22 protein-coding genes are annotated in these 24,134 nt (G+C 74.5%); 14 read left to right on the plus strand and 8 right to left on the minus strand.

Features of this window, described 5'->3' with window-relative positions:
• Window positions 1-63: 63 nt before the first annotated feature.
• Window positions 64-1,569 (plus strand): UDP-N-acetylmuramoyl-L-alanyl-D-glutamate--2,6-diaminopimelate ligase, encoded by a 1,506-nt coding sequence (locus tag Q0967_RS06150; RefSeq protein ID WP_298748565.1) that lies wholly within the window; start codon window positions 64-66, stop codon window positions 1,567-1,569.
• On the opposite strand, the gene lgt is transcribed toward Q0967_RS06150, so the two are convergent.
• Window positions 1,562-2,449 (minus strand): prolipoprotein diacylglyceryl transferase, encoded by an 888-nt coding sequence (gene lgt / locus Q0967_RS06155; protein WP_298748563.1) that lies wholly within the window; start codon window positions 2,447-2,449, stop codon window positions 1,562-1,564. The two genes, Q0967_RS06150 and lgt, sit on opposite strands and share 8 nt — an antisense overlap.
• A 109-nt stretch (window positions 2,450-2,558) precedes the next feature.
• Window positions 2,559-3,683 carry an enoyl-CoA hydratase/isomerase family protein gene (locus Q0967_RS06160; protein WP_298748561.1) on the minus strand — a complete coding sequence of 375 codons (1,125 nt, stop codon included), beginning with the start codon at window positions 3,681-3,683 and terminating at the stop codon, window positions 2,559-2,561.
• Window positions 3,684-3,721: 38 nt separating this feature from the next.
• Between Q0967_RS06160 and Q0967_RS06165 the strand changes: the two genes are divergently transcribed.
• Both Q0967_RS06165 and Q0967_RS06170 read left to right on the plus strand, forming a co-directional pair.
• Window positions 3,722-4,630 (plus strand): DUF5926 family protein, encoded by a 909-nt coding sequence (locus tag Q0967_RS06165; protein ID WP_299449512.1) that lies wholly within the window; start codon window positions 3,722-3,724, stop codon window positions 4,628-4,630.
• 4 nt (window positions 4,631-4,634) lie between these two features.
• On the plus strand, window positions 4,635-5,561 hold the full coding sequence (locus Q0967_RS06170) for a glycosyltransferase (RefSeq protein WP_298748558.1): 927 nt from the start codon (window positions 4,635-4,637) through the stop codon (window positions 5,559-5,561).
• A 72-nt stretch (window positions 5,562-5,633) separates the two neighbouring features.
• Here the strand turns inward: Q0967_RS06170 and Q0967_RS06175 are convergent, their stop codons facing one another.
• Window positions 5,634-7,766: a hypothetical protein gene (locus tag Q0967_RS06175; RefSeq protein WP_298748556.1), complete on the minus strand. Its 2,133-nt coding sequence runs from the start codon at window positions 7,764-7,766 to the stop codon at window positions 5,634-5,636.
• Between the two features lie 72 nt (window positions 7,767-7,838).
• Here Q0967_RS06175 and Q0967_RS06180 point away from each other — a divergent pair, with 72 nt between their 5' ends.
• Window positions 7,839-8,294 carry a DUF4446 family protein gene (locus Q0967_RS06180; protein ID WP_058892269.1) on the plus strand — a complete coding sequence of 152 codons (456 nt, stop codon included), beginning with the start codon at window positions 7,839-7,841 and terminating at the stop codon, window positions 8,292-8,294.
• A 274-nt stretch (window positions 8,295-8,568) separates the two neighbouring features.
• On the opposite strand, the gene Q0967_RS06185 is transcribed toward Q0967_RS06180, so the two are convergent.
• Window positions 8,569-9,591, minus strand: coding sequence for a diacylglycerol kinase family protein (locus tag Q0967_RS06185; RefSeq protein WP_298748551.1), 1,023 nt, complete (start codon window positions 9,589-9,591; stop codon window positions 8,569-8,571).
• A gap of 37 nt (window positions 9,592-9,628) precedes the next feature.
• Between Q0967_RS06185 and serS the strand changes: the two genes are divergently transcribed.
• The 9 genes from serS to Q0967_RS06230 all read left to right on the plus strand — a co-directional run bounded on the left by serS (window position 9,629) and on the right by Q0967_RS06230 (window position 19,190).
• Window positions 9,629-10,909 (plus strand): serine--tRNA ligase, encoded by a 1,281-nt coding sequence (serS, locus tag Q0967_RS06190; RefSeq protein ID WP_298748549.1) that lies wholly within the window; start codon window positions 9,629-9,631, stop codon window positions 10,907-10,909.
• A 110-nt stretch (window positions 10,910-11,019) separates the two neighbouring features.
• Entirely contained in the window at window positions 11,020-12,450 is a 1,431-nt protein-coding gene (locus Q0967_RS06195) for a sensor histidine kinase (protein WP_298748547.1), read from the plus strand.
• The gene (locus tag Q0967_RS06200) at window positions 12,447-13,145 is read left to right on the plus strand and encodes a response regulator transcription factor (RefSeq protein WP_298748545.1); all 699 of its coding nucleotides are present in this window, start codon (window positions 12,447-12,449) and stop codon (window positions 13,143-13,145) included. Before Q0967_RS06195 ends, Q0967_RS06200 begins: the two co-directional genes overlap by 4 nt.
• 113 nt (window positions 13,146-13,258) lie before the next feature.
• Window positions 13,259-14,140, plus strand: a complete 882-nt coding sequence (locus Q0967_RS06205) for an ABC transporter ATP-binding protein (protein ID WP_298748544.1) — start codon at window positions 13,259-13,261, stop codon at window positions 14,138-14,140.
• The gene (locus Q0967_RS06210; protein WP_298748542.1) at window positions 14,137-15,318 is read left to right on the plus strand and encodes an ABC transporter permease; all 1,182 of its coding nucleotides are present in this window, start codon (window positions 14,137-14,139) and stop codon (window positions 15,316-15,318) included. The genes Q0967_RS06205 and Q0967_RS06210 overlap by 4 nt, the downstream gene beginning before the upstream one ends.
• Before the next feature lie 47 nt (window positions 15,319-15,365).
• On the plus strand, window positions 15,366-16,217 hold the full coding sequence (locus tag Q0967_RS06215) for an HAD family hydrolase (protein ID WP_298748540.1): 852 nt from the start codon (window positions 15,366-15,368) through the stop codon (window positions 16,215-16,217).
• Window positions 16,218-16,219: 2 nt separating this feature from the next.
• On the plus strand, window positions 16,220-17,020 hold the full coding sequence (locus Q0967_RS06220) for an RNA methyltransferase (protein ID WP_298748538.1): 801 nt from the start codon (window positions 16,220-16,222) through the stop codon (window positions 17,018-17,020).
• 35 nt (window positions 17,021-17,055) lie between these two features.
• Window positions 17,056-17,703 (plus strand): VOC family protein, encoded by a 648-nt coding sequence (locus tag Q0967_RS06225; protein WP_298748536.1) that lies wholly within the window; start codon window positions 17,056-17,058, stop codon window positions 17,701-17,703.
• Window positions 17,704-17,831: 128 nt separating this feature from the next.
• Entirely contained in the window at window positions 17,832-19,190 is a 1,359-nt protein-coding gene (locus Q0967_RS06230; protein WP_298748535.1) for a hypothetical protein, read from the plus strand.
• Here Q0967_RS06230 and Q0967_RS06235 read toward each other — a convergent pair.
• From Q0967_RS06235 to Q0967_RS06250, 4 genes are all read right to left on the minus strand, one after another.
• Complete coding sequence (locus Q0967_RS06235; protein ID WP_298748532.1) at window positions 19,187-21,406, minus strand: cation-translocating P-type ATPase; 2,220 nt, start codon at window positions 21,404-21,406, stop codon at window positions 19,187-19,189. The genes Q0967_RS06230 and Q0967_RS06235 overlap by 4 nt on opposite strands.
• A gap of 31 nt (window positions 21,407-21,437) precedes the next feature.
• Complete coding sequence (locus tag Q0967_RS06240) at window positions 21,438-21,677, minus strand: heavy-metal-associated domain-containing protein (protein WP_298748531.1); 240 nt, start codon at window positions 21,675-21,677, stop codon at window positions 21,438-21,440.
• A 63-nt stretch (window positions 21,678-21,740) separates the two neighbouring features.
• Window positions 21,741-22,022, minus strand: a complete 282-nt coding sequence (locus tag Q0967_RS06245; RefSeq protein ID WP_058892257.1) for a metal-sensitive transcriptional regulator — start codon at window positions 22,020-22,022, stop codon at window positions 21,741-21,743.
• Window positions 22,023-22,119: 97 nt separating this feature from the next.
• Complete coding sequence (locus tag Q0967_RS06250) at window positions 22,120-23,559, minus strand: carboxylesterase/lipase family protein (RefSeq protein WP_298748530.1); 1,440 nt, start codon at window positions 23,557-23,559, stop codon at window positions 22,120-22,122.
• 82 nt (window positions 23,560-23,641) lie between these two features.
• Between Q0967_RS06250 and Q0967_RS06255 the strand changes: the two genes are divergently transcribed.
• Complete coding sequence (locus Q0967_RS06255) at window positions 23,642-24,127, plus strand: ATP-binding protein (protein ID WP_298748528.1); 486 nt, start codon at window positions 23,642-23,644, stop codon at window positions 24,125-24,127.
• The last annotated feature ends 7 nt before the right edge of the window (window positions 24,128-24,134 follow it).

Genomic DNA, 24,134 nt, shown 5'->3' on the forward strand with positions numbered 1-24,134 from the left:
TCCCTGCGGCGTGTGCCCGCCGGGCGCGCCGGGTCCCCTCGGTTCCGGACATAGGGTGTCGCCATGCAGCTGAGCGACCTCGCCGCCCTCCTGGGGGCCCGCCTCGTCCCCGGCCCTGAGGCCGACGACGTGCGGGTCACCGGGGTGAGCCACCAGGCGGACTGGATCCGGCCGGGGGACGCCTTCGTGGCCATCCGCGGAGCCCGCTTCGACGGGCACACCTTCATCGACCGGGCCGTGCACGGCGGCGCGGTCGCCGTCATCGGCGAGGGGATGCCCGACGGAGCGACCTGCCCCGTGCCCTACCTGAGCGTCGAGGCGGTGCGGCCGGCGCTGGCCGACGCGGCCACCGCCCTCGCCGGGCGCCCCAGCGACGCGCTGCGGGTCATCGGCGTCACGGGGACCGACGGCAAGACCACCACCTCCTGCCTGGCGCTGCACCTGCTGCGGGAGGCGGGGCGGGCGAGCGGGCTGCTCTCGACGATCGGCTACCAGCTGCCCGACGGCGTGCTGCGCCAGCCGCCCTCGCACTTCACCACCCCCGAGGCCCCGCAGGTCCAGCAGATCCTGCGCGACATCGTCGAGGCCGGTGCGAGCGACGCGGTGGTCGAGAGCTCCAGCCACGCCCTGGCGCTGGACCGGGTGCGGGGGGTCGACTACGACGTCGCGGTGTGGACCAACCTCACCGGTGAGCACCTGGACTTCCACGGCACGATGGAGCAATACTTCGCCGACAAGGCCCGCCTCGTGCAGCGGGCTCGGCACAGCGTCCTCAACGTCGACGACCACCCCTGGGTCGAGCAGCTCCTGCCGATGGCGACCGCCGACGGGCACGGCGTGACGACCTACTCCGCCGAGGGCTCCGCGGCCGACTGGCGCGCCACCGACGTGGTCGAGGGGGCCGAGGCCATCACCTTCACCGTCCACGCGCCTCAGGGCGAGGTGCCGGCCCGGCTGCCGATGATCGGCCGCTTCAACGTGGCCAACGCCCTGGCCGCGATGGCCGGCGCCGCGGCCACCGGCGTGCCGCTGGCCGAGCTCGTCGCCGGACTCGCCACCTTCGCCGGGGTCGCCGGGCGGATGGAGATGGTGGAGCACGGCGACGGCGACCCGCGGGTCATCGTCGACTTCGCCCACACCCCGCCGAGCCTGGAGAAGGCGCTGGAGACGGTGCGGGTGACCACCCGGGGCCGGCTGTGGGTCGTGCTCGGCTCGGCCGGCGGGCCGCGCGACCCGTCCAAGCGAGCCCCGCTCGGCCGGGTCGCCACCCAGCTCGCCGACCACGTCGTGCTCACCGAGGAGGACCACCGCACCACCCCGCTGCAGGAGATCCTTGAGGAGATGGAGCGGGGGGCGCGCGAGGCCGGGCGCGACAACTTCGTCTCGATCGGCGACCGCACCGAGGCGATCCGGTATGCCGTGCGCGAGGCCGCCCCGGAGGACACCGTCCTGCTGGCCGGGAAGGGCCCGGAGGAGACCATGGAGCGCGGCACCGAGCTGGTGCCCTGGGACGAGGTCGGGGAGGCCCGTCGGGCGCTCGCGGCGCGACGGGGCGAGGACGTCAGCTAGCCGGCTGCTCCTCGACCGGCTCCGGCGTCTCCACCTCGGGGCGTCGCAGGGCGCGCACGACGAGCACGACCCCGGCCAGGACGAGCGGGATCGTCAGCCACTGGCCCATGTTGAGACCGGTCGCCTCGGCGAACTCGGTCAGCTGGGCGTCCGGCTCCCGGAAGAACTCCACGACGAACCGCCCGCCGCCGACCCCGATCGCGAAGACCCCGGCCAGCAGGCCGGGCCGCCAGCGCGCCCGGGTGCGCCAGAAGAGCCAGAAGAGCACGAGGATGAGCAGCGCCCCCTCGAGCGCCGCCTCGTAGAGCTGGCTCGGGTGCCGGGGCTGCTCGCCCGCTCCGGGGAACACCATGGCCCACGGGACGTCGCTGGGCCGGCCCCACAGCTCGCCGTTGATGAAGTTGGCGATGCGGCCGAGCATCATGCCGATCGGCACGTTGACCGCGATGTAGTCGGTGACCCGCACCGGGCTCAGGTGGTTGCGCCAGGTGAACCACGCCATCGCGACGAGCACCCCGATGAGGCCGCCGTGGAAGCTCATCCCCCCGTTCCACGGCTGCAGGATCTCCCAGGAGGTCCAGAGCGAGGGGTTGTAGAACGTGGCGTAGCCGAGGCGGCCGCCGATGATGATGCCGAAGGTCACCCCGATCATGAGGTCGTCCACCTGCCGCGGCGTGATGGGACTCCCGGGCGCCTTGGCCATGCGGACGAAGTGCCAGTAGCCGAGCAGGATGCCCAGCAGGTAGGCCAGCGCGTAGTAGCGCAGCGTGAAGAAGCCCAGGTCGATGCCCGGGGAGAGCCCCAGGTCCTCCCAGCGCAACGGTGAGTCGTCGCCGGAGGCGCTCGCGGCGAGCAGGGCCAGGTCGGTCAGCAGCGGCACGAGCGCGACGATATCCGGTGGGCCTGGGTATGCCGTGCCCCGCGCCGCGGTGGCCGGGCCCGGCGGCGACCGAGGACGCCGGAGGACGCCGGTGCGCCGTCCGCCCGGCTCAGGTGCCGAACGCGGCGAGCACCTCGGCCCGGGTGACGTCGGCCAGGGACGCGTGCTGCCAGCGGGGCAGACGGTCCTTGTCGACGAGCTGGGCGCGGACGCCCTCGGCGAAGTCGGGGTGGGCCGCGAAGACCGGGCCCAGCCGCAGGTCCTGCGCCAGGACCTCCTCGACGGTCAGGGACGCCGCCCGGCGCAGCGCCTCCAGCGTCACCGCCACCGAGTGGGGGGAGCGCGAGCCGACCAGCTCACCCGCCTCCCGGGCGGCGGGCTCGGAGTGCTCGCGCAGGCGCCGGAGGATCTCCGCGGCGTCGTCCCCGGCGTAGCACTCGTCGATCCAGGGCCGCTGCTGCTGCAGCCAGGACGGGGACGTCCCGGCCGGGTCCGTGGTGCCGGTGCTGGCCCGTCCGCCGGCCGGGTCGGCGTCGCCCGCCGCGTCAGGGGTCCGGACGAAGGAGGCCAGGGTCGCCGCGTCCCGCGTGGGGTCCTCGCGCAGGGCGGCGAGGACCTCCTCCTGGGTGCTGCTCGGCACCACGGCGTCGGCCATGCCGAGCAGCACCGCGTCCGCCCCGCCCACCGGCGCGCCGGTCAGCGCGACGTGGGTGCCGGTCTCGCCGGGGGCGCGCGAGAGCGGGTGCAGCCCGGCGACATCGGGGAAGAAGCCGATGACGACCTCCGGCATGGCCAGCTGGGTCCGCTCGGTCACCAGCCGCACCGACCCGTGCGCCGAGACCCCCACGCCCCCGCCCATGACGATGCCGTCCATCCACGCGACGTAGGGCTTGGGGTAGGCCGCGACCAGGGCGTCCACGGCATACTCCGCCTCCCAGTAGTCGAGCGCCTCCTGCTCGCGGCCGGCGAGGATCGCCTCCCGCAGCGCGCGGACGTCGCCCCCGGCGCACAGCCCCCGCTCCCCGGCGCCGTCGAGCACGACCGCCGCGATGGTGTCGTCGTCGGCCCACGCCCGCAGCTGGTGCAGCAGCGAGTCGATGCTGGGCCGGTCCAGCGCGTTGATCGCGCGCGGGCGGTCCAGGCGCACCCTGCCCAGCGGGCCGTCCACGGCATACACCACCCCCGCTCCGTGGCCCTCGGCCGGCTGCCAGGTCAGGGAGGCGTCGTCGCGCATGCAGGCAGGCTCTCACGACGCACGTAGACTCGCCCGCTATGGGTAAGGCATCACGCAAGAAGCGGCAGGCGGGCGGCACGCAGGCGCAGGGGTCGGCACGGCCGGCGCCCTTCGTCTCCCGGCCCTTCGAGGGTCTCGCGGACGAGAGCGAGTGGGTGGCGATGCGGGAGATCCTCCCCGCCGCCTCGGCTCCGGTCACCCTCGCCGTCCCCGAGGGCACGACGGTCTCCGGCCGCGAGGTCCCCGCGGGCGAGCACGAGGTCACCCTGGTCACCGTCCTGCCCGCGGCGATGCCGGCGATCCACCGCGAGAACGGCGAGGTGCTCGTCGCCCTCCAGTCCCGCACCAGCAGCGGTGACGCCTCCCGCGACATCGTCGCCGCCGCCCTCACCGCGCTCGCCGCGGACCCGGGCACCTCGGTCAACTCGGTGCGCCCGGCGACCACCGACACCCCGCGGCTGCAGGACGTCCTGGTCGAGGGGCAGCAGCTGGCCGTCGAGGTGCACGACGACTTCGGCTTCTGGCTCGGCGAGGACGCCAGCGAGGAGATGACGGCCGCGCTCGAGCAGATGAACGAGTCGGCCGTCCCCATGGCCCGCGTCGAGGGCGTGCCCACCGCGTTCTGGTGCCACATGTCGGGGCGGTCCTACATCCGGTGGATCCTCGACGAGGACGAGGACACGGCGCTGCAGGCGCTGGCCCGGCTCCAGGCCGCCCACGAGCACACCCTGGGCGAGGGCACCGACCTCATCGGCGCGTTCCGGGCCTGCGGGGTGCTCGTGCCCGTCCTGGAGGTGCCCGCCGACAGCGCCGCCGAGGACCACGCCGAGGCGCTGACCGCGCTCCAGGAGCGGTATGCCGCCGCCCTCGGCCAGGAGGCGGCGCTCACCGAGCCCGAGCGCCGGGCCAGGAACGCCCTGGTCTCCCGCCAGGTCACCCTGCGCTGAGCCGATGAGCGCGTCGCAGCCGGTGGAGGGCGTCCCGCAGGAGCTCGTCGTGGCCGTCGTGCCCGCCAAGGACGAGGAGGCCCGGATCGGCGCCACCCTCGCGGCCCTGCAGCGGCTGCCGCTGGTGGGCGCGGTCGTGGTGGTCGACGACGGGTCGACCGACCAGACGGCGCACGTGGCCGAGTGGTCGGGCCGGGTCGAGGTGGTCCGGCACGAGCGCAACCGCGGCAAGGCCGCCGCCATGACCACGGGCGTGGCCCGGGCGCAGGAGCTGCGCCCCGGTGCGCCCGTGCTCTTCGTGGACGCCGACCTCGAGGAGTCGGCCGCCGAGCTCGGGCCCATCATCACGCCGGTGCTCGTCGGCCAGGCCGACATGACGATCGCGGTCCTGCCCCCGCAGCCCGGTGCCGCCGGGCTGGGTCTCGTCGTGCGGACCGCCTCCGCCGGCATCCGCCGGCTCACCGGCTGGGAGCCCACGCAACCGCTCTCCGGGCAGCGCTGCCTCACCCGGGAGGCGCTCCTGGACGCGATGCCGCTGGCGCGGGGGTGGGGCGTCGAGGTCGGCCTGACCATCGACGTCATCCGCTCCGGCCGTCGGGTGCTGGAGATCCCCTGCGAGGTGCGCCACCGGGCCACCGGGCGCGACCTGTCGTCCCAGGCCCACCGCGCCCGTCAGCTGGCGGACGTCTCGCTGGCGCTGGCCGAGCGCTCGGGGGTGCCCGACAAGGTCCGCGAGGGCGGGCTCGAGGGCAGCCGGATCGCCCGCGAGCAGGGGGCCAGGCTCGCGCAGACCGCCCGCGAGCGCGGGGTGCCGCTGGCGCGCCGGACCGCCGGCCAGGTCACCGAGCAGGTGCAGCGGCACGGCCGCCCGCTCCTGGACCGGGCGAAGGCGGCCTACGAGGAGCGCGCGCGTCGTCGTCCGGACGCCTGAGGCACACCGTGGCTCTGTCCCGAGCGCGCCCTGCGGTGCGCCTGACGCCCGGGGCCCTCCTCGGCCGCACCCTCAGCGTGCCTGCGCCTCCCCCTCGGGGGCGAGCAGCAGGATCCCGGCCGTCACGAGCATCGTCAGGCAGAGGGCGACCGCCGCGATGCCGGAGTCGTTGAGGACCCAGGCGACCGTCATACCCGCCAGCGCGGCTCCCGCCACCGGCGTCACGCCCGGCTCGCGCCACAGCGGGTCGCTCCACCCCGGCCGGCGGACGACGACCCAGGCCACGGCGAGGAGGGCGGCGACCGCCAACCAGGACAGGGGGTAGCTCACGAGGATCCCCAGGCTCTGCTCCAGCTTGCGGGTGACGATGCCGAGGGCCTCGCCGTCCAGGGCGGACTGCACGAACGCCCCCAGGTGGGTGCGTCGCTCGGGCCCCCGCAGCCAGTCGAGCACCATCGCCAGCAGCGCCAGGACCACCGACCCGCCGGCCACCACGAGCAGCGAGCGCCAGGTCCACCGGATGCCCAGCGCGGCGAGCAGCAGCAGGCCGGTCACGACCGCCGTGGCCGGGACGCTGCCGAAGTCGGCGCCCGCACCCGGAGCCGCGCCGAGCAGCAGCGACGCCCCGCCCAGCAGGGCCACGGCCAGGGCCGCGCCGCGGCGCGGGAGCCAGCTGAGGACGGCGGCCAGGACGCCGAGCAGCGCGCCCAGCAGCATGCCGAAGCCGACGTTGCCCTGCCCGTAGAACCGGCCCGCCGTGACCGGCTGCAGCCCGAGGACGCTCACCAGCCCCAGGCGGGAGGACCAGATCGTGTCCACGCCGACGACGACGAGGGTCGCGGCCGCGACGAGCGCGGGGAGGAGCAGGGGGCTGCGGCGCCCGGGTCCGGTCACCGGGCCGGCCCGGTGGGCGAGGGAGACCGCCAGGGCGGCGACCAGCGCGGCGACGGTGAGGACGGTGGCCGTGAGCGCCGGCCAGGGCTGCCCTGCCCGCCACCACGGCACCAGGCCGGCGAGGAAGGTGGCGGCGGGCACCGCCATGACCGTCGCCGTGGTGCCGACGAGCAGGCGACGGCTGCCGAGCAGGCCGGCGAGCCCGACCAGCGGGAAGAGCACCACGGCCAGGGCGCCGAGGCTCCACGGGGCCAGTCTCTTGGCGTCGCTGACCGCCGCCGCCAGGTCCGCGGCCTCCCGGGCGGGGTCCGCGCCCGTGCCCTCCACGGCGGTGGCCGGGGAGCCGGGCAGGTCGGCACCGGACGGGCCGGGCGGGACGTCCGCCAGGGAGAGGACGGTCGGCGTGAGGTCCACCAGCTGCACGAGCCCGGTCTGCCGGGTGGAGCCCGAGCTCAGCTGCGCCGGTGGCGGGAGCTCCTGCGAGCCTCCCGCCGGACCGTGGACCACGAGCACCTGCGCGTCGGGGCGGCCGGCGGTCTGCCCCATCCCGCTCACCACCAGCGTGCTGCGGTCCGGGAGCCCCGCGACGAGGTCGGCGAGGGCCGCGTCGGTGGCCTCCAGCACGTCCGAGCGGTCCCCCTCCAGGATGGTCGGCCCGGCGAGGAGGTGGACGTGGCACCCGGGGTCGAGGGCCGGCCCGGCGAGCAGCCCGGCGCTCGCGGTGTCCAGCTGCGGCCGGCCGGCCGCGTCGGGGGTGGCGGTCAGGCCGTAGGTCGCGACGCACCCCCCGGCCGCCTCGACCGGCCCGGTGAGGGCGTGCAGGTCGGGCTCGGGGGAGTCCGGAGCGCCCCACGGCAGCATCGCGTCCGGGCCGCAGCCGAGCGCGTCGCGGTCGGTGCGGGTGCCGGTGCCGACCGTCAGCCAGGCGTCGGCGGCGCAGGTCACCTCGTCGGGTCCGCGGACGACCAGCGCCGCGGTCCGGCCGGTCCGCGCCAGCGACCGGAGCGTCGGTGTGCCGTCGTCCACGAGGTCCCAGGTGAGCCCCGGTATGCCCACCAGCACCACCTGCGGGTCCGTGGCCGTGGCCAGCGGCCGGGTGTCCGGGGCGTGCGCGGGGGCCAGGCCCGTCACCACGGCGACGACGGCCAGACCCCAGGAGAGGAGGACCGCCGCCACGAGCCCCCAGGCCGCCCGGGGCGACCTCGGGCCGCCCGTCACTCGTCCCGCCGTGGCCTCAGGGTCGCCGACCGGCGGTGTCCACCCGTCGGGCCCCCGCTGCACGCTGCCCGGCTCGCGCCGACCGTCTCCCATGGCTCACCTCCCCGAGCATGGTCCCACGGCGGCCCGCCGGATCCCCGGGGAGCGACGGCATACCCTGAGCGCGTGGACGCTGCACGCCTGGACCCCGAGCTGCTCGCCTGGACCGCCGGCGCGATCGCCCTGCTCGCCCTGCTGGTCACGGCCGTCGTCTGGCGACGGCTGCGGGTGGTCGACCGGCGGCTGACCCAGCTCGTCGAGGCGGGTGCGCCCACCACGCCGGAGCGCGGGCGGATCGAGGCGCTCGAGCAGGAGCTGGCGAGCGTGCGCGGTGACCTCGCGCAGGCGCTGCGCCACGTGGCGGTCGTCCGCTACGACGCCTTCGGGGACATGGGGGGCCGGATGAGCTTCTCGGCCGCGGTCGTCGACGACACGGGGGACGGCATGGTCATCAGCTCGATCCACGCCCGCGGGGAGAGCCGGACCTACGCCAAGGGCATCGTCGGCGGCGACTCCGAGATCGTCCTCACGCCCGAGGAGCGGCAGGCGCTCGACGCCGCCCGCACCGGCCAGGACACCTGACCTTTCCCGCACAGGACGCGTGGTGGGGCCGCACAGGACGCGTGGTGGGGCCGCACAGGACGCGTGGTGGGGCGGCACAAAACACGTGGTGGGGCCGCGCCGAACCGCCCACCGTGACTCGGTGTATGCCGAGCGCGCGTCCGGTGTATGCCGAGGACGTGTCCGGTGTGTGCCTAGCGCGCGTCCTGTGCGGAGGAGCCGGAGCCGCTGGCGGAGGGGCGCCGCCCGCACCGGCCAGGACAGCTGACGCGTCCGGTGCGGACCTGAGGGGCGGTCAGGCGGCGGTCCCGGGCAGGCGCACCAGCAGGCTGCCGGGGTCCACCTGCACCCGGATGGCCATCACGGTGCCGATGGTGTCCCCGTCGATCTCCAGCTCCACCGGCTTGTCCGACACGATCCGCACCTCCGGGCTCTGGAAGTGCTCGACCCGCCGGTGCCCGATGCGGCGCCGGGTGGTGAGCTGGGCGACGGTCGCGGCCCAGCCGACGACCCCCTCGGGCGAGAGCAGCACCGCGTCCATGGTGCCGTCGTCGGCGAGCGCGTCGGGCAGCAGCTCCATCCCGCCCTGCAGCCTGCCCACGTTGCCGACCATGACCGAGCGCACCCGCCGGCGGACCTGCCCGCTCCCCGGCATCCGCAGAGCGACGGTGAACTGGGGTCCCTTGAGGTGCTGCAGCCCGGTCACGAGATAGGCCAGCCACCCGACGCGGTCCTTGAGCTTCTCCGGCGCGGCAGCCATGACCTCCGCGTCGAACCCGAGGCCCGCCATGACGAGGAAGCGGTGCTCCTCACGCACGTCCGGGCTGGTCCGGTCGTCGACGGCGTCGTCCATGTCGACGCTCTTGGAGGGCTGGCCCTCCTCGTCCTCCAGCCGCGCCTCCAGCTGGGAGGTCGTGGGCCGGAGGAGCTCGAGCCGGCAGGTGTCGATGGGGGCCGTCCGGCCGGTGAGGGCGATCGTCAGGGCCCGGTCCAGGGACTCGACCGGCAGCTCGAGGTTGCGGGCGAGCAGGTTGCCGGTGCCCCCGGGCAGCAGCCCCACCGGTACCCCCGAACCCGCCAGCGCGGCCCCGACGGCCCGGACCGTCCCGTCGCCCCCCAGCGGGCAGACGACGTCCACTCTCGCCTCCAGGGCCTGGGCCGTCTGGCCGGGCCCGGGGTCCTCGGCGGTGGTCTCCAGCCAGAGCGGCTCCTCCCAGCCGTGCCGGCGGCATACCTCCTCCACCCGCCGGCGCACGCGACCCACGTCCGAGAACTTCGTGGGGTTGACGATGACGGCCGCCCGGCCAGCAGAATCCATGCCGTGACCCTACCGACCCGCCAGTAGGCTTGGCCGCATGATCGACCTCCGCGACCTGCGCACCGACCCCGACCGCGTCCGCACCAGCCAGCAGGCCCGTGGCGAGGACCCGTCCGTCGTCGACCAGGTGCTCTCCGCGGACGAGGCGCACCGCAGCGCGCTCGCGCAGTTCGAGGCCGCGCGGGCCGAGCAGAAGGCGTTCGGCAAGAAGGTGGCCCAGGCCCAGGGCGAGGAGAAGCAGGCCCTGCTCGCCGAGGTGAAGGAGCTGGCCGCCCGGGTCAAGGCGCTGGACGCGCAGGCCGGGGAGGCGGCGAGCGCCCGCGACGAGGCGATGCGCCGGATCGGCAACGTCGTCATGGACGGCGTACCGGTCGGCGGCGAGGACGACTTCGTCACCCTCGAGGAGGTCGGCACCCCCCGCGACTTCGCGGCCGAGGGCTTCGAGCCCCGCGACCACCTCGCGCTCGGGGAGGGGCTCGGTGCCATCGACATGGCCCGGGGCGCCAAGGTCGCCGGCGCCCGGTTCTACTACCTGCTCGGCGACGGCGCCCGGCTCGAGCAGGCGCTCATGGGCCTGGCCCAGCAGATCGCGCAGGAGGAGGGCTTCGTCCCGGCGGTCGTCCCCAACCTCGTGCGCCCCGAGACCATGGCCGGCGCGGGCTTCCTCGACGCCCACGCCGACGAGGTCTACCGCCTGGAGGCCGACGACCTCTACCTCATCGGCACCTCCGAGGTCGCGCTGGCCGGGCTGCACGCCGACGAGATCCTCGACCTGGCCGACGGCCCGCTGCGGTACGTCGCGACCTCCACCTGCTACCGCCGCGAGGCCGGGTCCTACGGCAAGGACACCAAGGGCATCTTCCGGGTGCACCAGTTCACCAAGACCGAGATGTTCGTCTACTGCCGCGTCGAGGACGCCGAGGCCGAGCACCAGAACCTCCTGCGCATCGAGCGGCGTCTGCTCGACGCCCTCGAGCTGCCCTACCGCATCATCGACGTCGCGGCCGGCGACCTCGGCGGCCCGGCGGCCCGCAAGTTCGACTGCGAGGCGTGGGTGCCGACGCAGGAGAGGTACCGCGAGCTCACCTCGACGTCGAACTGCACGACCTTCCAGGCGCGTCGCCTGGGCACCCGCGAGCGCGACCCGCACGGTTCGGGCACCCGGGCCGTGGCGACCCTCAACGGCACGGTCGCGACGAGCACCCGCCCGATCGTCGCGCTCCTGGAGAACCACCAGCAGGCCGACGGCAGCGTCCGCGTCCCGGAGGCCCTGCGTCCCTTCCTCGGGGGCATGTCCTCGCTCACCCCCCGGGGATGAGTCCCGGCCCCCGACCCGTCGTGATCTCCCCCGTGCGGCGGAGGCACGCCCGCGTCGGGTCTGCCTAGGCTGGTCCCCGTGGTGAGACGAGAGCGCGGGCGGGACCTGCCGTGATCCGGGCGGTCGAGGGCTGGTTCGGGGTCGACGAGGTCTGGGAGCGTCCCGCCCCCGGGCCCGGGGAGCTGCGGGCCGACCTGCGGTGGGCCCTGGTGGCGCTGGTGACGATCACCGTGTCGCAGGAGCTGACCCGCTCGCTCGGGCTCCTGCAGGACGAGCGCTACGGGCCGGTGTGGCAGTACGCCGGGGTCGTCTCGCTGTCCGCCCTCATCGTCGTGCGGCGGCGCCTGCCGGTCTTCGTCACGCTGGCGGCAGGCACCCACATGATCCTCATGTCCCTGGTCATGCCCATGACGATGTCGCAGCTGACGACGCAGATGGCCTACTTCCTGCTCATCTTCTCGGGGATGGCCTGGGCGAGGAACCGGCGGGCGCTCGCGGGCGCGGTGGTCGTCGTGCTCGTGCTCCTGGTGCTGCTCTTCGCCTGGACGTATGCCCTCGGCTCGGGCATCGAGGACATCCGCCGCAACCTGGGTGAGTCGGAGGTCGAGCAGGTGGGGCCCCTGCCGACGGTGCTCGCCGTGGTGCTCTTCTCGATCCTCGGCAACACGATCTTCTTCGGCTTCGCGATCGGCCTGGGCCAGGTGGCCTGGCGGGGAGCCATGCGCCGCGCCCAGGTGGAGGAGCAGGCCGACACGATCCGCGCGCAGACCGAGCGGCTCACCGACCAGGCGGTCGTGGCCGAGCGGCTGCGCATCGCCCGCGAGCTGCACGACGTCGTCGCGCACCACGTCTCGGTCATGGGGGTGCAGGCGGCCGCCGCCCGGCGGGTCATGGAGCGCGACCCCGAGGCCGCGCACGACTCGCTCACCGCGATCGAGCGGGCCGCCCGCGACGGGGTGGCGCAGATGCGGGACCTCCTGGGGACGTTGCGCGTCGCCGACGGCCACGGGGACGGCGCCCACCAGGACGGCCACGGGGACGGCCGGCCCGCGCCGGAGCCCACCGACCGGGCACCGCAGCCCACGCTCGCGACCCTGCCGCAGCTCATCGAGCAGGCCACCACGCCGCTCTGCGCGGTCACCGGCGAGGTGGTCGAGTCCGCGCCGGGGGCGGCCGGCCGCGTGCCCCCGCCGCTGCAGCTGTCCGCCTACCGGATCGTGCAGGAGGCGCTGGCCAACGTGCGCCGCCACTCCACCGCCCGGCACGCCCGCGCCACCGTGAGGGTCGACGAGGACGCGGGGACGGTCGAGGTCGAGGTCGTCGACGACGGGTCACCCCGGGTCGGCACCTCCGGTACCGGCCTGGGGCTGCAGGGGATGCGCGAGCGCGCGGACTACCTCGGCGGCGGCGTGGAGGCCGGTCCCCGCACCGGGGGGCCGGGCTGGCGGGTGCGCGTCTGGCTGCCGCTGGACGGGCACCGGGCCACCGCCCGCACCACCGCGGCCGGCACCCCGGCCACCCTGAGGAGGGCCTTGTCGTGACCACCTCCCCGCTGCGGGTCCTGCTCGTCGACGACCAGCCGCTGCTCCTGCAGGGCTTCTCGATGATCCTGTCGACGGAGGCCGACGTCGAGGTGGTCGGCCAGGCCGCCGACGGGCGGGAGGCGCTGGCCGCGGTGGCCGCGCACCGCCCGGACGTCGTCCTCATGGACGTCCAGATGCCGGTGCTCGACGGCATCGAGGCCACCCGGCGCATCGTCAGCGAGCACCCGCACGTCAAGGTCGTCATCCTCACCACCTTCGACCGCGACGACTACCTCTTCGACGCCCTCGAGGCCGGTGCGAGCGGTTTCCTGCTCAAGAACGCCGAGGCGGACGACCTCGTCGACGCCGTCCGGGCCGCCGCCGAAGGTCACGCGCTGCTGGCCCCGGAGGTCACGATGCGGGTCATCGACCGGATGGCCGGCGGCCCGCGGGGCCCCGGCCCGGGGCCGGCGGGCGACCCGGAGACCGCGCTGCCGCAGCTGACCGAGCGCGAGCGCGAGGTGCTGCGGATGATGGCGCGGGGGCTGTCCAACGCCGAGATCGCGGCCGAGGCCTTCGTCAGCGAGGCCACCGTGAAGACCCACGTCTCCAACGTCCTGGCCAAGCTGCTCGTCCGGGACCGGGTGCAGGCCGTCATCGCCGCCTACGAGGCCGGGCTGGTCCGGCCGGGCACCTCGTCGTCTCCGTCCTGAGGGGGAGCCGAGGATCGGCGGCACGACCGATGTCCCGCCGCCCCCGCCCCCACTAGCGTGACGGCATACCAGCCGTGTCCCGCCGGGACGCGGGACGACGAGAGGGGGCACACGTGCTCGAGCTGCACGGACTGAGCCGGAGCTACGGAGAGCACCGCGCCGTCGACGAGGTGAGCTTCACCGTCCCGGACGGGCGCATGGTGGGCTTCGTCGGCGGCAACGGCGCCGGCAAGACCACGACCATGCGGATGATCATGGGCGTCCTGGCCCCGACCGCCGGTGAGGTCCGGTGGGACGGCGAGCCGGTCACCCGGGCCGACCGGGTGCGCTTCGGCTACATGCCCGAGGAGCGCGGGCTCTACCCCAAGCAGCCGGTCCTGGCCCAGCTCACCTACCTCGGGCGGCTGCACGGCATGACGCAGTCCAGCGCCCGGGAGCGCTCCGAGGAGCTGCTGACCCGCTTCGGGCTCGGGGAACGGCTCACGAGCAAGGTCGAGACCCTTTCGCTGGGCAACCAGCAGCGGGCCCAGATCATCGCCTCGGTGCTCGGGGACCCCAAGATGCTCGTGCTCGACGAGCCGTTCAGCGGCCTGGACCCCTCGGCCGTGGACCAGATGAGCGCGCTGCTGCGCGAGCACACCGCGAACGGCACCCCGGTCCTCTTCTCCTCCCACCAGCTCGACCTCGTCGACCGGCTCTGCGACTCCATCGTGGTCCTGCACGCGGGGCGGGTCGTCGCCCAGGGCACCTCGGAGGACCTGCGGGCCAGCGCCCCGCTGCGCTACCGGCTGGTGACCACCGGTGACACCGGGTGGGTCCGCGGGGCGGCGGGCGTCCAGGTCATCGACCTGGACGGACCGAGCGCGCTGGTCCAGCCCGAGGACGAGGCGTCGGCGGAGCGGCTGCTCACCGACGCCGTCGCCCGCGGCGGGGTGCGGGAGTTCTCCCGCATTCGGCCGACCTTGTCCGAGATCTACCGAGAGGTGGCCGCATGAGCACCCGAGCCCCCTGGACCCTCGTCGCCGCGCGCGAGATCCAGGTCAAGCTGACCGACAAGAACTTCCTCGTCGGCACGGCCCTGACCCTCGTGCTGCTGCTCGGGGCGATGTTCCTCCCCGCCCTCATCGGCGGGGGCGCGCCGTCCTACGACGTCGCGGTCACCGACGAGGCGGCCACCGGTGTCGTCGAGCAGGCCGAGGAGTCGCTGCAGGCCGCGGACGAGGAGTCCGCGATCACCGCGGTCGACGTGGCCGACCGGGTGGCGGCCGAGACCGCCGTGCTGGACGGTGACGTGGACGCCGCCCTGGTGGGCGAGCCGGGCGCCTGGGAGCTCCTGCACGACGGCGGGGCCCCCACCAGCCTCGACGGAGCGTTGAGCGAGGCGGTCAGCGCCTCCGCCATGGCGGCCAACGCCGAGGCGGCGGGGACGACCGTCGCCGACCTCACGGCCGGGAGCGACCTCGCCCAGGTCGACCTGGCGGCCGACGACGGCGCCATGACCGGGCCGCTGGCCTTCGTGCTGGGCTTCGCGTTCGCCATGCTCTTCTACTTCGCCGCCCTCATGTTCGGGATGCAGATCGCCAACAGCGTGGTCGAGGAGAAGCAGTCGCGCATCATCGAGATCCTCGCCGCCAAGATCCCCACCCGCCAGCTGCTCATGGGCAAGGTCCTGGGCAACACCGTGCTGGCCTTCGGTCAGCTGGCCCTCATCGCGGCGGTCAGCCTGGTCGGCCTCACCGTCGTCGACCTCGACGTGGCCCTGCCGGGCCTCACCCAGGCGATCCTGTGGTACCTGCCGTTCTTCCTGGTGGGCTTCCTCGCCCTGGCTTGCGTCTGGGCGGCTGCCGGCGCCCTGGCCTCGCGGACCGAGGACCTCCAGCAGACGACGATGCCGCTGACGATGGTGCTCGTCGTGCTCTTCATCATCGGGCTCTACCTCGAGGGCACGTGGCAGCAGGTGTTCTCCTTCGTGCCGGTGGCCTCCACCTTCGTCATGCCGGTCCGGATCATCGAGGGGGACGCGGCGATCTGGGAGCCGGTGCTGGCGCTGGCGCTCGCCCTCGTCTTCTGCGCGGTGACCATCACCCTGGGCTCGCGCCTCTACGAGCGGGCGCTGCTGCACACCTCCGGCAGCCTGTCCTGGCGTCGGGCCATGTCGCTGTCGAAGGACTGACCAGGCTCCGCCGGGGTCGGGCGGAGGCGGGTGGATAGGCTGGCGGGGTGACCGACCCCGACCAGCTCGACCCCGCCTCCGCCACCGCGTCCCCGCTGCTCGTGGCGCTGGACGTGGACGGCACCATCGTCCACCACGACGGCTACCTCGCCCCGCGCGTGCGGGAGACGGTCCAGGCGCTGGCGGCCCTGCCGCACGTCACCGTGATGATCGCCACCGGACGCTCGGTGCTCTCGACCCTGCCGGTCATGGACCAGCTGGGGCTGAGCACGACCGGCCGCCCCGCCGTCTGCTCCAACGGGGCGGTGACGATCAGCGCGGCGCCGGAGGTGGCCGAGGGCTACGAGCTCGTCGACATGGTGACCTTCGACCCGGCGCCGGCCATCGCCCTCGTGCACACCCACCTGCCCTCGGCGCTGGTCGCGGTCGAGGAGATCGGGGTCGGCTTCAAGGTGAGCACGCCGTTCCCGCCCGGCGAGCTGTGGGGCGAGGAGCGGGTGGTGCCCGTCGAGGAGCTGGGCGCCCGGCCCGCGACGCGGGTGACCTTCCGCGAGCCCACGCTCAGCTCGGCCGACTTCACCGCGCTCGTGGAACGCATCGGGCTGCACGGGGTGTCCTACGCCGTGGGCTACAGCGCCTGGCTGGACCTCGCGCCCGAGGGCGTGTCCAAGGCGTCGGCGCTGGAGCTCGTGCGGCGCCGGCTCGGTGTGCAGCCGCATCGCACGGTCGCGGTCGGCGACCAGCGCAACGACCTGGAGATGCTGCACTGGGCCGCCGTCGGGTATGCCATGGGCCAGGCCCCCGAGGAGGTGCTCCGGGTCGCGGACCGCACCACCGGGGCGGTCGAGGAGGACGGTCTGGCCGACGCCCTCGACGAGGTCCTCGCCGAGCTGGTCTGAGCGTGCTCATCACCTCGCCCGCGAACCCGCGCATCAAGGCGGTCGTGGGCCTGCGGCGGCGCCGGACCCGCGAGGCGGAGCGGCGCACGGTCGTGGAGGGGCACGAGGAGCTCGCCCTGGCCCTGGAGGCCGGCGTCGTCCCCGAGCTGCTCCTGGTCTGCCCCGAGCTCATGGCCGACGGCGTGCTCGACGACGTGCTGGCCCGGGTCGACGAGCTGGCCGTCGAGACGGTGGAGGCCTCGCGCGCGGCCTTCGAGAAGGCCGCCTACCGCGAGGGCCCCGACGGGGTGCTCGCGGTCGTGCCGACGACGCAGCGCCGGCCGCGGGACCTGACGCTCCCGGACGATGCGCTGGTGCTCGTCTGCGAGGGGGTGGAGAAGCCGGGCAACCTGGGGGCCGTGCTGCGGACCGCCGACGCCGCCGGGGTGGACGCCGTGGTCGCGGCGGCCCCGGTGACCGACTGGGGCAACCCCAACACCGTCCGGGCCTCCAAGGGCACGGCCTTCTCCGTGCCCGTCGCCGCGGACGGCACGGCGGCGACCCTCGACTGGCTGGACGGGCACGGCATACCTCTCGTCGCGGCCACCCCCGACACCGACGCGCTGCACACCTCCGTGGACTACCGCGGACCCGTCGCGATCGCCGTCGGCACGGAGAAGACCGGCCTCACCGAGCAGGTCCTCGAGCGGGCCGCGCACCGGGTGCGCATCCCGATGGCCGGTCGCGTCAACTCCCTCAACGTCGCGACCTCGGCCGCGATCATCGTCTACGAGGCGGTCCGGCAACGGGGCGGAGGTCGATGACCTCCCCGAAACAGGGGTGTGTCACGATGAGCGCCATGCGTATCGACCACGTGAGTTATGCGGCCGGCCCGGAGGGGCTCCAGGCCACGGCGGAGCGCCTGGCGGCGCAGCTCGAGGTCACCCCGCACGACGGCGGGGTGCACCCGCGCTTCGGGACCCGCAACGTCATCCTCCCGCTCGCCGACCAGCGCTACGTCGAGGTCGTCGAGGTGCTCGACCACCCGGCCTCGGACAAGGCGCCCTTCGGCCAGGCCGTGCGGGCCCGGTCCGCCGCCGGAGGGGGCTGGATGGCCTGGGTCGTCGCCGTCGACGACCTCGCCCCGGTCGAGGAGCGGCTCGGCCGTCCCTCGGTCGAGGGGCACCGGCACACCCCGGAGGGGGTGCAGCTGCGGTGGCGGCAGATCGGCGTCAAGAACGTCATCGACCACGGCAACCGGCCGTTCTTCGTCCGCTGGGAGTCCGACGCCGACCACCACCCGTCCCGGCTGGCGGAGTCGGCGACCCGGCTGACCGGCCTCACCATCGGCGGGGACTTCCCCGAGGTGCGCGAGTGGCTCGGGCTGACCGGGGAGCCCCAGGGGTCGTTCGAGAGCCAGATCGAGTTCGGCTTCCTCGAGGACGACGACTGCCCGTGCCTGGTCCAGGTCTCCTTCGAGACGCCCCAGGGGCCCGCCGCGATCTGAGCTCCCGCGCTCCGGGACAGCTCCCGACCCTCACGATCGGGCCAAGGGATCGTCAAGAAATCCTTGTCAGAGCGTCAAGAACGACGCTAGCGTGTGCGCCCAACGCCCCCGTCGCGGAGGAGAGCACCGTGCGTCCGAAGCTGTCGTCGCGCCGCGGAGGAGCGGCCGGGCTGGTGCTGCTGCTCGTCCTGGGGGCCTGCGGGCAGGGCGGTGAGGACGTGGCCGACGAGAATGTCGTCGTCGTCCACTCCGGCGACGCGGAACCGGCAGCCGACGTGGCAGACCTGGACGTGGCCGCCGGCGGTGAGTACCCGTTGTCCCTCGAGGAGCGCTGCACCACCGACGAGGCGCCGGGGTGCCCGGGCGACCCGACGGTCCTCGCGGGAGCGGGGACGACCTTCGTCTCCGACCACCTGCGCATCACCTACCGGGGCGGCCGTACGGTGCGCCAGCTGTCCGGCAACGAGGCCAACCCGGAGTTCCTGGGGGTGGCCGCGGTGTTCGACCTCGAGGTGGTGGGCGACCGGGCGCTCGAGCTGACCAGCTTCCGCGGCTTCGACGAGCTCCGCGTCGACGTGTTCACGACGTCCGGGCAGGGTTCGGGCAGCCTCAGCGAGTGCGCGTACGGCTGGACCGCGCCCACCGGTGTGCACGGTGACCCGACGTTTCTGGAGCCCGGCACCCGGCTGACGGCCATCTACTGCTTCGCCTCCCGGGGGCCGGAGTCCTTCCTCGCGGGAGATCCTGTGCTGCAGATCTCCGGGGACGGAGCCGCCGTGCTCACCCTGCGCGACGCCGACCCCGACGAGGCCGCCCTGGACGACGTGCTGGCCTCCATCGAGTGGGTCGCCGAGCACCAGGGGGCAGCGGCGGATGACACCGGGCTGGCGCTGTTCGACCGCTACTGGGGCGAGCTGCACGCGTCCGGGGAGCCCCTCGTGACCGTCGACACCCGCGATGCGGACGCGGAGGCGGCCGGTGCCGGCGCACCCGTCGCCGGGTCCGAGCCGCAGCCGGAGGACGGCGCCGTGGTCCCGGCCCCGCCGGCGGTGGGTCCGGAGGGCGCCGGGCTGGAGGAGGGCTTCGGCGAGGGCTCGGGGCCGTTCGGCGACGAGGTGTGGGTCGGCGACGACCCCGGGGGCCAGGGGTCGGACGGACCGGCCCCCGGCGGCGGTGAGGACGGGGTGATCGCCTACGACGCCTGGGAGGCGGCCTGGTTGCTCTGGGAGGAGGAGCTGCCTGCGGGCGGGTACCTGGACCTGTGCGAGGAGGAGCCGACCGGCGAGTACGCGTGCGTGGAGGTCGTCGAGGAGACCACGGCGGGCGCGCTGGTCGGACTGCGCCTGGGACCGACGGCCGACCCTGACGAGCGGGACACCTGGGCGACGCTGACGACCGACGGCCAGAGGTGGACCATCGACGAGCGGTGGGACGTCGGCGACGGCCCGCCGCCCGACTGGGTGCCTGCCACGACCGGGTCGGGCTAGACGCGTCCGTAGCCCCGCAGCCGCAGGCTGTTGAGCACGACGAGCACCGAGCTGAGCGCCATCGCCCCTCCGGCGATGACCGGCGTCAGCAGGCCGAAGGCGGCGAGCGGGATGGCGAGGGTGTTGTAGCCGAACGCCCAGAGCAGGTTCTGCTTGATGATCTGGAGCGTCCGCCGGGACAGCCCGATCGCGTCGGCCACGGTCTGCACGTCGGGGCGCATGAGGACGATGTCGGCCGACTCGGCGGCGACGTCGGTCCCCGAACCCATCGCCACACCGAGGTCGGCCTGGGCCAGGGCGGCCGCGTCGTTGACGCCGTCGCCGACCATGGCCACCACCCGGCCCTGCTCCTGCAGCGCCCGCACGTGGTCGAACTTGTGCTGCGGCAGGACGTCGGCGGTCACGTGCGCCGGGTCGATGCCCACCTGCTGCGCGACCGCCGCGGCGGTGCGCGCGTTGTCGCCCGTCAGCAGGTATGGCGTGAGGCCCAGCCCGCGCAGCCGCTCCACGGCGGCCGCGCTGGTCTCCCGCGGGGTGTCGGCGACGGTGATCGCGGCCCGGGCGGTGCCCTGCCAGCCCACGAGGACGATCGTGCCCTCGGCGCGGGCCAGCGCCTCGTGCAGCACCTCGGGGACGACCTCGAACAGGCTGGGTCGACCGACCGTGACGAGCATGCCGTTGACGTCGGCGCGCGCGCCCTCGCCGGGGAGGGTGACGAAGTCCTGGGCGTCCGCGAGCCGCACGCCGCGCTCGCGGGCCCCCGCCACGACGGCCTGGGCCACCGGGTGCTCGCTGCCGACCTCGACGCTGGCGGCCGCCTTGAGCGCGGCGTCCGCGGGCAGGGACCCGGCGGTGACGACGTCGGTGAGCACCGGGTGCCCGGTGGTCAACGTGCCGGTCTTGTCGAGCACGACGGTGTCGACGGCCCGGGTGGACTCGAGGATCTGCGGGCCCTTGATGAGGATGCCGAGCTGGGCGCCGCGACCGGTGCCGGTGAGCAGCGCCGTCGGCGTGGCCAGCCCGAGCGCGCAGGGGCAGGCGATGATGAGCACCGCGACGGCGGCGGCCAGGCCCTGCGTGAAGGGGTTGCCGGTCACGAGCCACAGCAGCAGGGTGAGCCCGGCGATGATGAGCACGGCCGGCACGAAGACCGCGGAGACGCGGTCGGCCAGCCGCTGCACGGGGGCCTTGCCGGTCTGGGCCTGCTCCACCAGCTCGGTGATGCGCGCGAGCGTCGTCTCGCCGCCGACCCGGGTGGCACGGACGATGAGCCGCCCGTGCCCGTTGACGGTGGCACCGGTGACCTGGTCCTCCGGTCCGACCTCGACCGGCATGGACTCCCCGGTGACCATGGAGGCGTCGATGGTCGAGCGGCCGGAGAGGACGACCCCGTCGGTGGCGACCTTCTCGCCCGGCCGCACGACGAACCGGTCACCGACGACGAGCTCCTCGACGGGCACCCGCTGCTCGGTGGTGGCCATGGCGCCGCCCTTGCCCGCGTCCTGGCGCAGCACCGCCACGTCCTTGGCGCCGAGCTCCATGAGGGTGGTGAGCGCCGAGCGCCCCTGCTCCTTGGCGTGCGCCTCGATGTAGCGCCCGATGAGCAGGAAGGCGGTGACCACCGCCACGACCTCGAAGTAGAGGTCGTGGGTGAAGCCGGTGAGCAGCGCGAGGACCGACCAGCCCATCGCCGCCGTGGTGCCCACCGAGACGAGGGTGTCCATCGTCGAGGCGCCGTGCCGGGCGTTGATGGCGGCCGCCCGGTGGAAGGGCCATGCCGCCCACAGGTAGACCGGCAGGGTCAGCAGCAGCTGCAGCCAGTGCCCGGCCGCCCCCGTCGCCTCCCGCACCGGCGGCACCATGTGCAGCACGGCGACGACCAGGGCCAGGGCGCTGGCCACGAGCATCCGCCGCCGCAGCGAGTCCTGGTCGAGCACGTCGTGCGTCATCGCCGGACCACCGTCGCGACCACGTCCGGTCGCGTCGTCGGTCAGGGGGGTGGCGCCATACCCCGTCTTCTCGACGGTGGCGACGATGTCGGCCACCGACAGGGCGGACGGGAAGGTGACGCTGGCCTTCTCGGTGGCGAGGTTGACGCTGGCCTCGACGCCCTCCAGCCTGCCCAGCTTGCGCTCGATGCGGGCCGAGCAGGAGGCGCACGTCATGCCGCTGATGGCAAGGTCGACGTGCTGGGTGGCGGTCTCGGTGGTGCTCATCGGCTCCTCCTGGAGCGGGGGTGGGGCAGGGTCAGGCGCTGGCGGTGTAGCCGGCCTCCTCGACCGCCGCCCGTGCGGCGCCGAGGTCGAGCGGGCCGTCGGAGACGACGAAGACGTCGGTCTCGCCGCCCTTGACGAGGTCCTCGACGCGGACCTCCAGGACGTTCTCGATCTCCTGCAGCTCCTCGGTGACGGAGGAGACGCAGTGCTCGCAGGTCATGCCGGAGACGACGACCTTGGTGGTCTGGTTCTGCAGCGGGGTGTCGGTCATGGTGCTCTCCTGGGTATGCGGTGCGGCCGGCACGCTAGGCCCGGCGCCTGGGTGCGTGCTGGGTCAGCTGCGGACGAGCCGGGCGATGGCCGCGGAGGCCTCCCGGACCTTCTCGTCCTTGGCCTCCTCGGACTCGGCGGCGGCGTCGACGACGCAGTGGCCGATGTGGTCCTCGAGCAGGCCGAGGCTCACCGCCTGCAGCGCCTTGGTCGCGGCGCTCACCTGGGTGAGCACGTCGATGCAGTAGGTGTCGTCCTCGACCATCCGGGCGATGCCGCGCACCTGGCCCTCGATGCGGCGCAGCCGCTTGAGGTAGTCCTCCTTGGACCCGGTGTATCCGTTCACAGCCATGACAACAGCATACCCCCTGAGGGTATTTCCGCAGGCCTCGGGTCGCCCGCCTCGAGGGCACCGGCGGTCCCGGGAGGACCGTGCCGAGGCCTCACCCGTGGCCCGTGGCCACCAGGTCGAGCACCTCCGGTGGGTGTCCTCGCCAGATCTCCAGCGAGACCTGCTCCGGATAGTCCGTGACCGTCGGCTCGAGGTCGAAGATCCGGGTGGCGCCGGTCTGGTGGCCGGGCCAGCCGGGGTCGCCCGTCGCGGCGAACGCCACCCAGGCGCTGCGCATCTGCTCCGAGACGACGCCCGCCTCCTCCGTGGCGTCGCCGATGAGCAGGGCCGGCTCGCCCGCGGACAGGGTGCCGAAGACGAGCGGCACGTCCACCCCGTGACACGCCCCCAGCGCGCCGCCCATCCCGGGGGCGGGCCACGTCAGCTCGTAGAGGTATGCCGGCCCACCGGCCCGCAGCTGTGCCTGCGCGAGCTGCAGCGACGGCATGCGGAACAGCCAGTCGGAGCGCACGACCTCGTCGAGCTCAGCGGGGTCGGGGAAGGCCTCGAGGTAGCGGTGGGGGTCGGGCGCGAAGGTCTCCGCCGTCCGGCGGGCCTCGTCACGGGTGAGGTCACCGAGGCCCCCGGTGAGCATCGTGAGCAGGCGTTGCTCGTCCCGCGTGTGACCCACCACCAGCTCCACCTGCCCGCTCAGACCCTCCCACGGCGTCGTCGGCAGGACGTCACCGTCGACCACGGGTGCGAAGAGGCAGGACGCGTGGGCCGCACGACCCCACCGGCCGGCGTGCTCCGCGATCCGGCTCGCCACGGCGTCGGCCGCGAGGGGCAGCAGCCACGGGTCCAGGCCGGGGAGGTCGGCCGGCGCCACCGCGAGCTCGGCGGCACAGGTGCGCGTGATGTCGGCCGCCAGGTCAGGGGTGAAGACCGTCCCCTGCACGCTCTGGGCGATGGCCCGCCGGAAGAGTCCGGTGGCGAGCGGCATCGCCAGCAGGGCCGCCACCGACCCCCCACCCGCCGACTGGCCGAAGACGGTGACCCGGTCCGGGTCGCCGCCGAACCGGGCGATGTTGTCCCGGACCCACCGCAGGGCGGCGACCTGGTCCAGGAGGCCGCGGTTGGGTGCCGTGCCGTCGATGAGTCCGAAGCCTGCGAGCCCGACCCGGTAGTTGAAGGTCACCAGGACGACGCCGTCGCGGGCCAGGACGGTGCCGTCGTACTCGGGCAGGCCGGACGTCCCGAGGAGGTAGGCCCCGCCGTGGACCCACACCATGACCGGCAGGCTGCCGTCCAGGGCGGGCGACCACACGTTGACGGTGAGCCACCCCTCGTCCGCCTGGACGAGACCGTCGGTGGCCTGCGGGCACGGTGGTCCGAACGAGATCGCGTCGCGGACGCCGGACCACGGGACGGCGGGCCGAGGGGGGTCGAAGGGGGCGGGGAGGGAGGCGAACGGCATCCCTCGGAAGATGCTGATGCCGTCCCGGACGACGCCGCGCACCGCACCCCCGGTGATGGTGAGCTCCGGGTCCATACCTGATGATGCTCCCGCGAGGGCTGCGGCGTCGACCGCGATGGCGGCCCTGCCGGGTCCTCGACCGACCTATCCTGAGCACATGGCCGGTGACGGTGCCGCAGGATCGCGCCGACCCGTGCTGGTCGTCGTCTGCGGGCTCCCGGGTAGCGGCAAGACGACGCTGGCCCGGCGGCTGGCGGAGCGAGGGCAGCTGGTGCGGCTGTGCGCCGACGACTGGATGGAACGCCGGGGGATGTCGCTGTGGGACCTCGAGGCCCGGGCGGAGGTGGAGCGGGAGCAGCACGGGGTGATGCTCACGCTGCTCGACGAGCGCCGCGGTGTCGTCGTCGAGTGGGGCACGTGGTTCCGACGGGAGCGGGACGCCCTGCGCGAGGTGGGGCGCTCCCGGGGCGCGCGGGTCGAGCTGCGCTTCCTCGACGCGCCCGACGAGGAGCTGTGGCGACGGATCGCCGGCCGGCGGCGCGAGGACCCGCCGATCACCCTCGCCGACCTGCGGTCCTGGAGGGAGCTCTTCGAGGTACCGACCGAGCAGGAGCTCGCCCTCTTCGACGAACCGGAGGACTGACGGAGCC

The organism is uncultured Serinicoccus sp. (genome assembly GCF_947500995.1).
Classification (GTDB): Bacteria; Actinomycetota; Actinomycetes; order Actinomycetales; family Dermatophilaceae; genus Ornithinicoccus.

Coding starts and splice junctions, on each gene's coding strand:
- Q0967_RS06150 (WP_298748565.1), top strand. CDS start 64: ATGCAGCTGAGCGACCTCGCCGCCCTCCTGGGGGCCCGCCTCGTCCCC.
- Q0967_RS06160 (WP_298748561.1), bottom strand. CDS start 3,683: ATGCGCGACGACGCCTCCCTGACCTGGCAGCCGGCCGAGGGCCACGGA.
- Q0967_RS06165 (WP_299449512.1), top strand. CDS start 3,722: ATGGGTAAGGCATCACGCAAGAAGCGGCAGGCGGGCGGCACGCAGGCG.
- Q0967_RS06170 (WP_298748558.1), top strand. CDS start 4,635: ATGAGCGCGTCGCAGCCGGTGGAGGGCGTCCCGCAGGAGCTCGTCGTG.
- Q0967_RS06175 (WP_298748556.1), bottom strand. CDS start 7,766: ATGGGAGACGGTCGGCGCGAGCCGGGCAGCGTGCAGCGGGGGCCCGAC.
- Q0967_RS06185 (WP_298748551.1), bottom strand. CDS start 9,591: ATGGATTCTGCTGGCCGGGCGGCCGTCATCGTCAACCCCACGAAGTTC.
- serS (WP_298748549.1), top strand. CDS start 9,629: ATGATCGACCTCCGCGACCTGCGCACCGACCCCGACCGCGTCCGCACC.
- Q0967_RS06210 (WP_298748542.1), top strand. CDS start 14,137: ATGAGCACCCGAGCCCCCTGGACCCTCGTCGCCGCGCGCGAGATCCAG.
- Q0967_RS06225 (WP_298748536.1), top strand. CDS start 17,056: ATGCGTATCGACCACGTGAGTTATGCGGCCGGCCCGGAGGGGCTCCAG.
- Q0967_RS06235 (WP_298748532.1), bottom strand. CDS start 21,406: ATGAGCACCACCGAGACCGCCACCCAGCACGTCGACCTTGCCATCAGC.
- Q0967_RS06240 (WP_298748531.1), bottom strand. CDS start 21,677: ATGACCGACACCCCGCTGCAGAACCAGACCACCAAGGTCGTCGTCTCC.
- Q0967_RS06250 (WP_298748530.1), bottom strand. CDS start 23,559: ATGGACCCGGAGCTCACCATCACCGGGGGTGCGGTGCGCGGCGTCGTC.
- Q0967_RS06255 (WP_298748528.1), top strand. CDS start 23,642: ATGGCCGGTGACGGTGCCGCAGGATCGCGCCGACCCGTGCTGGTCGTC.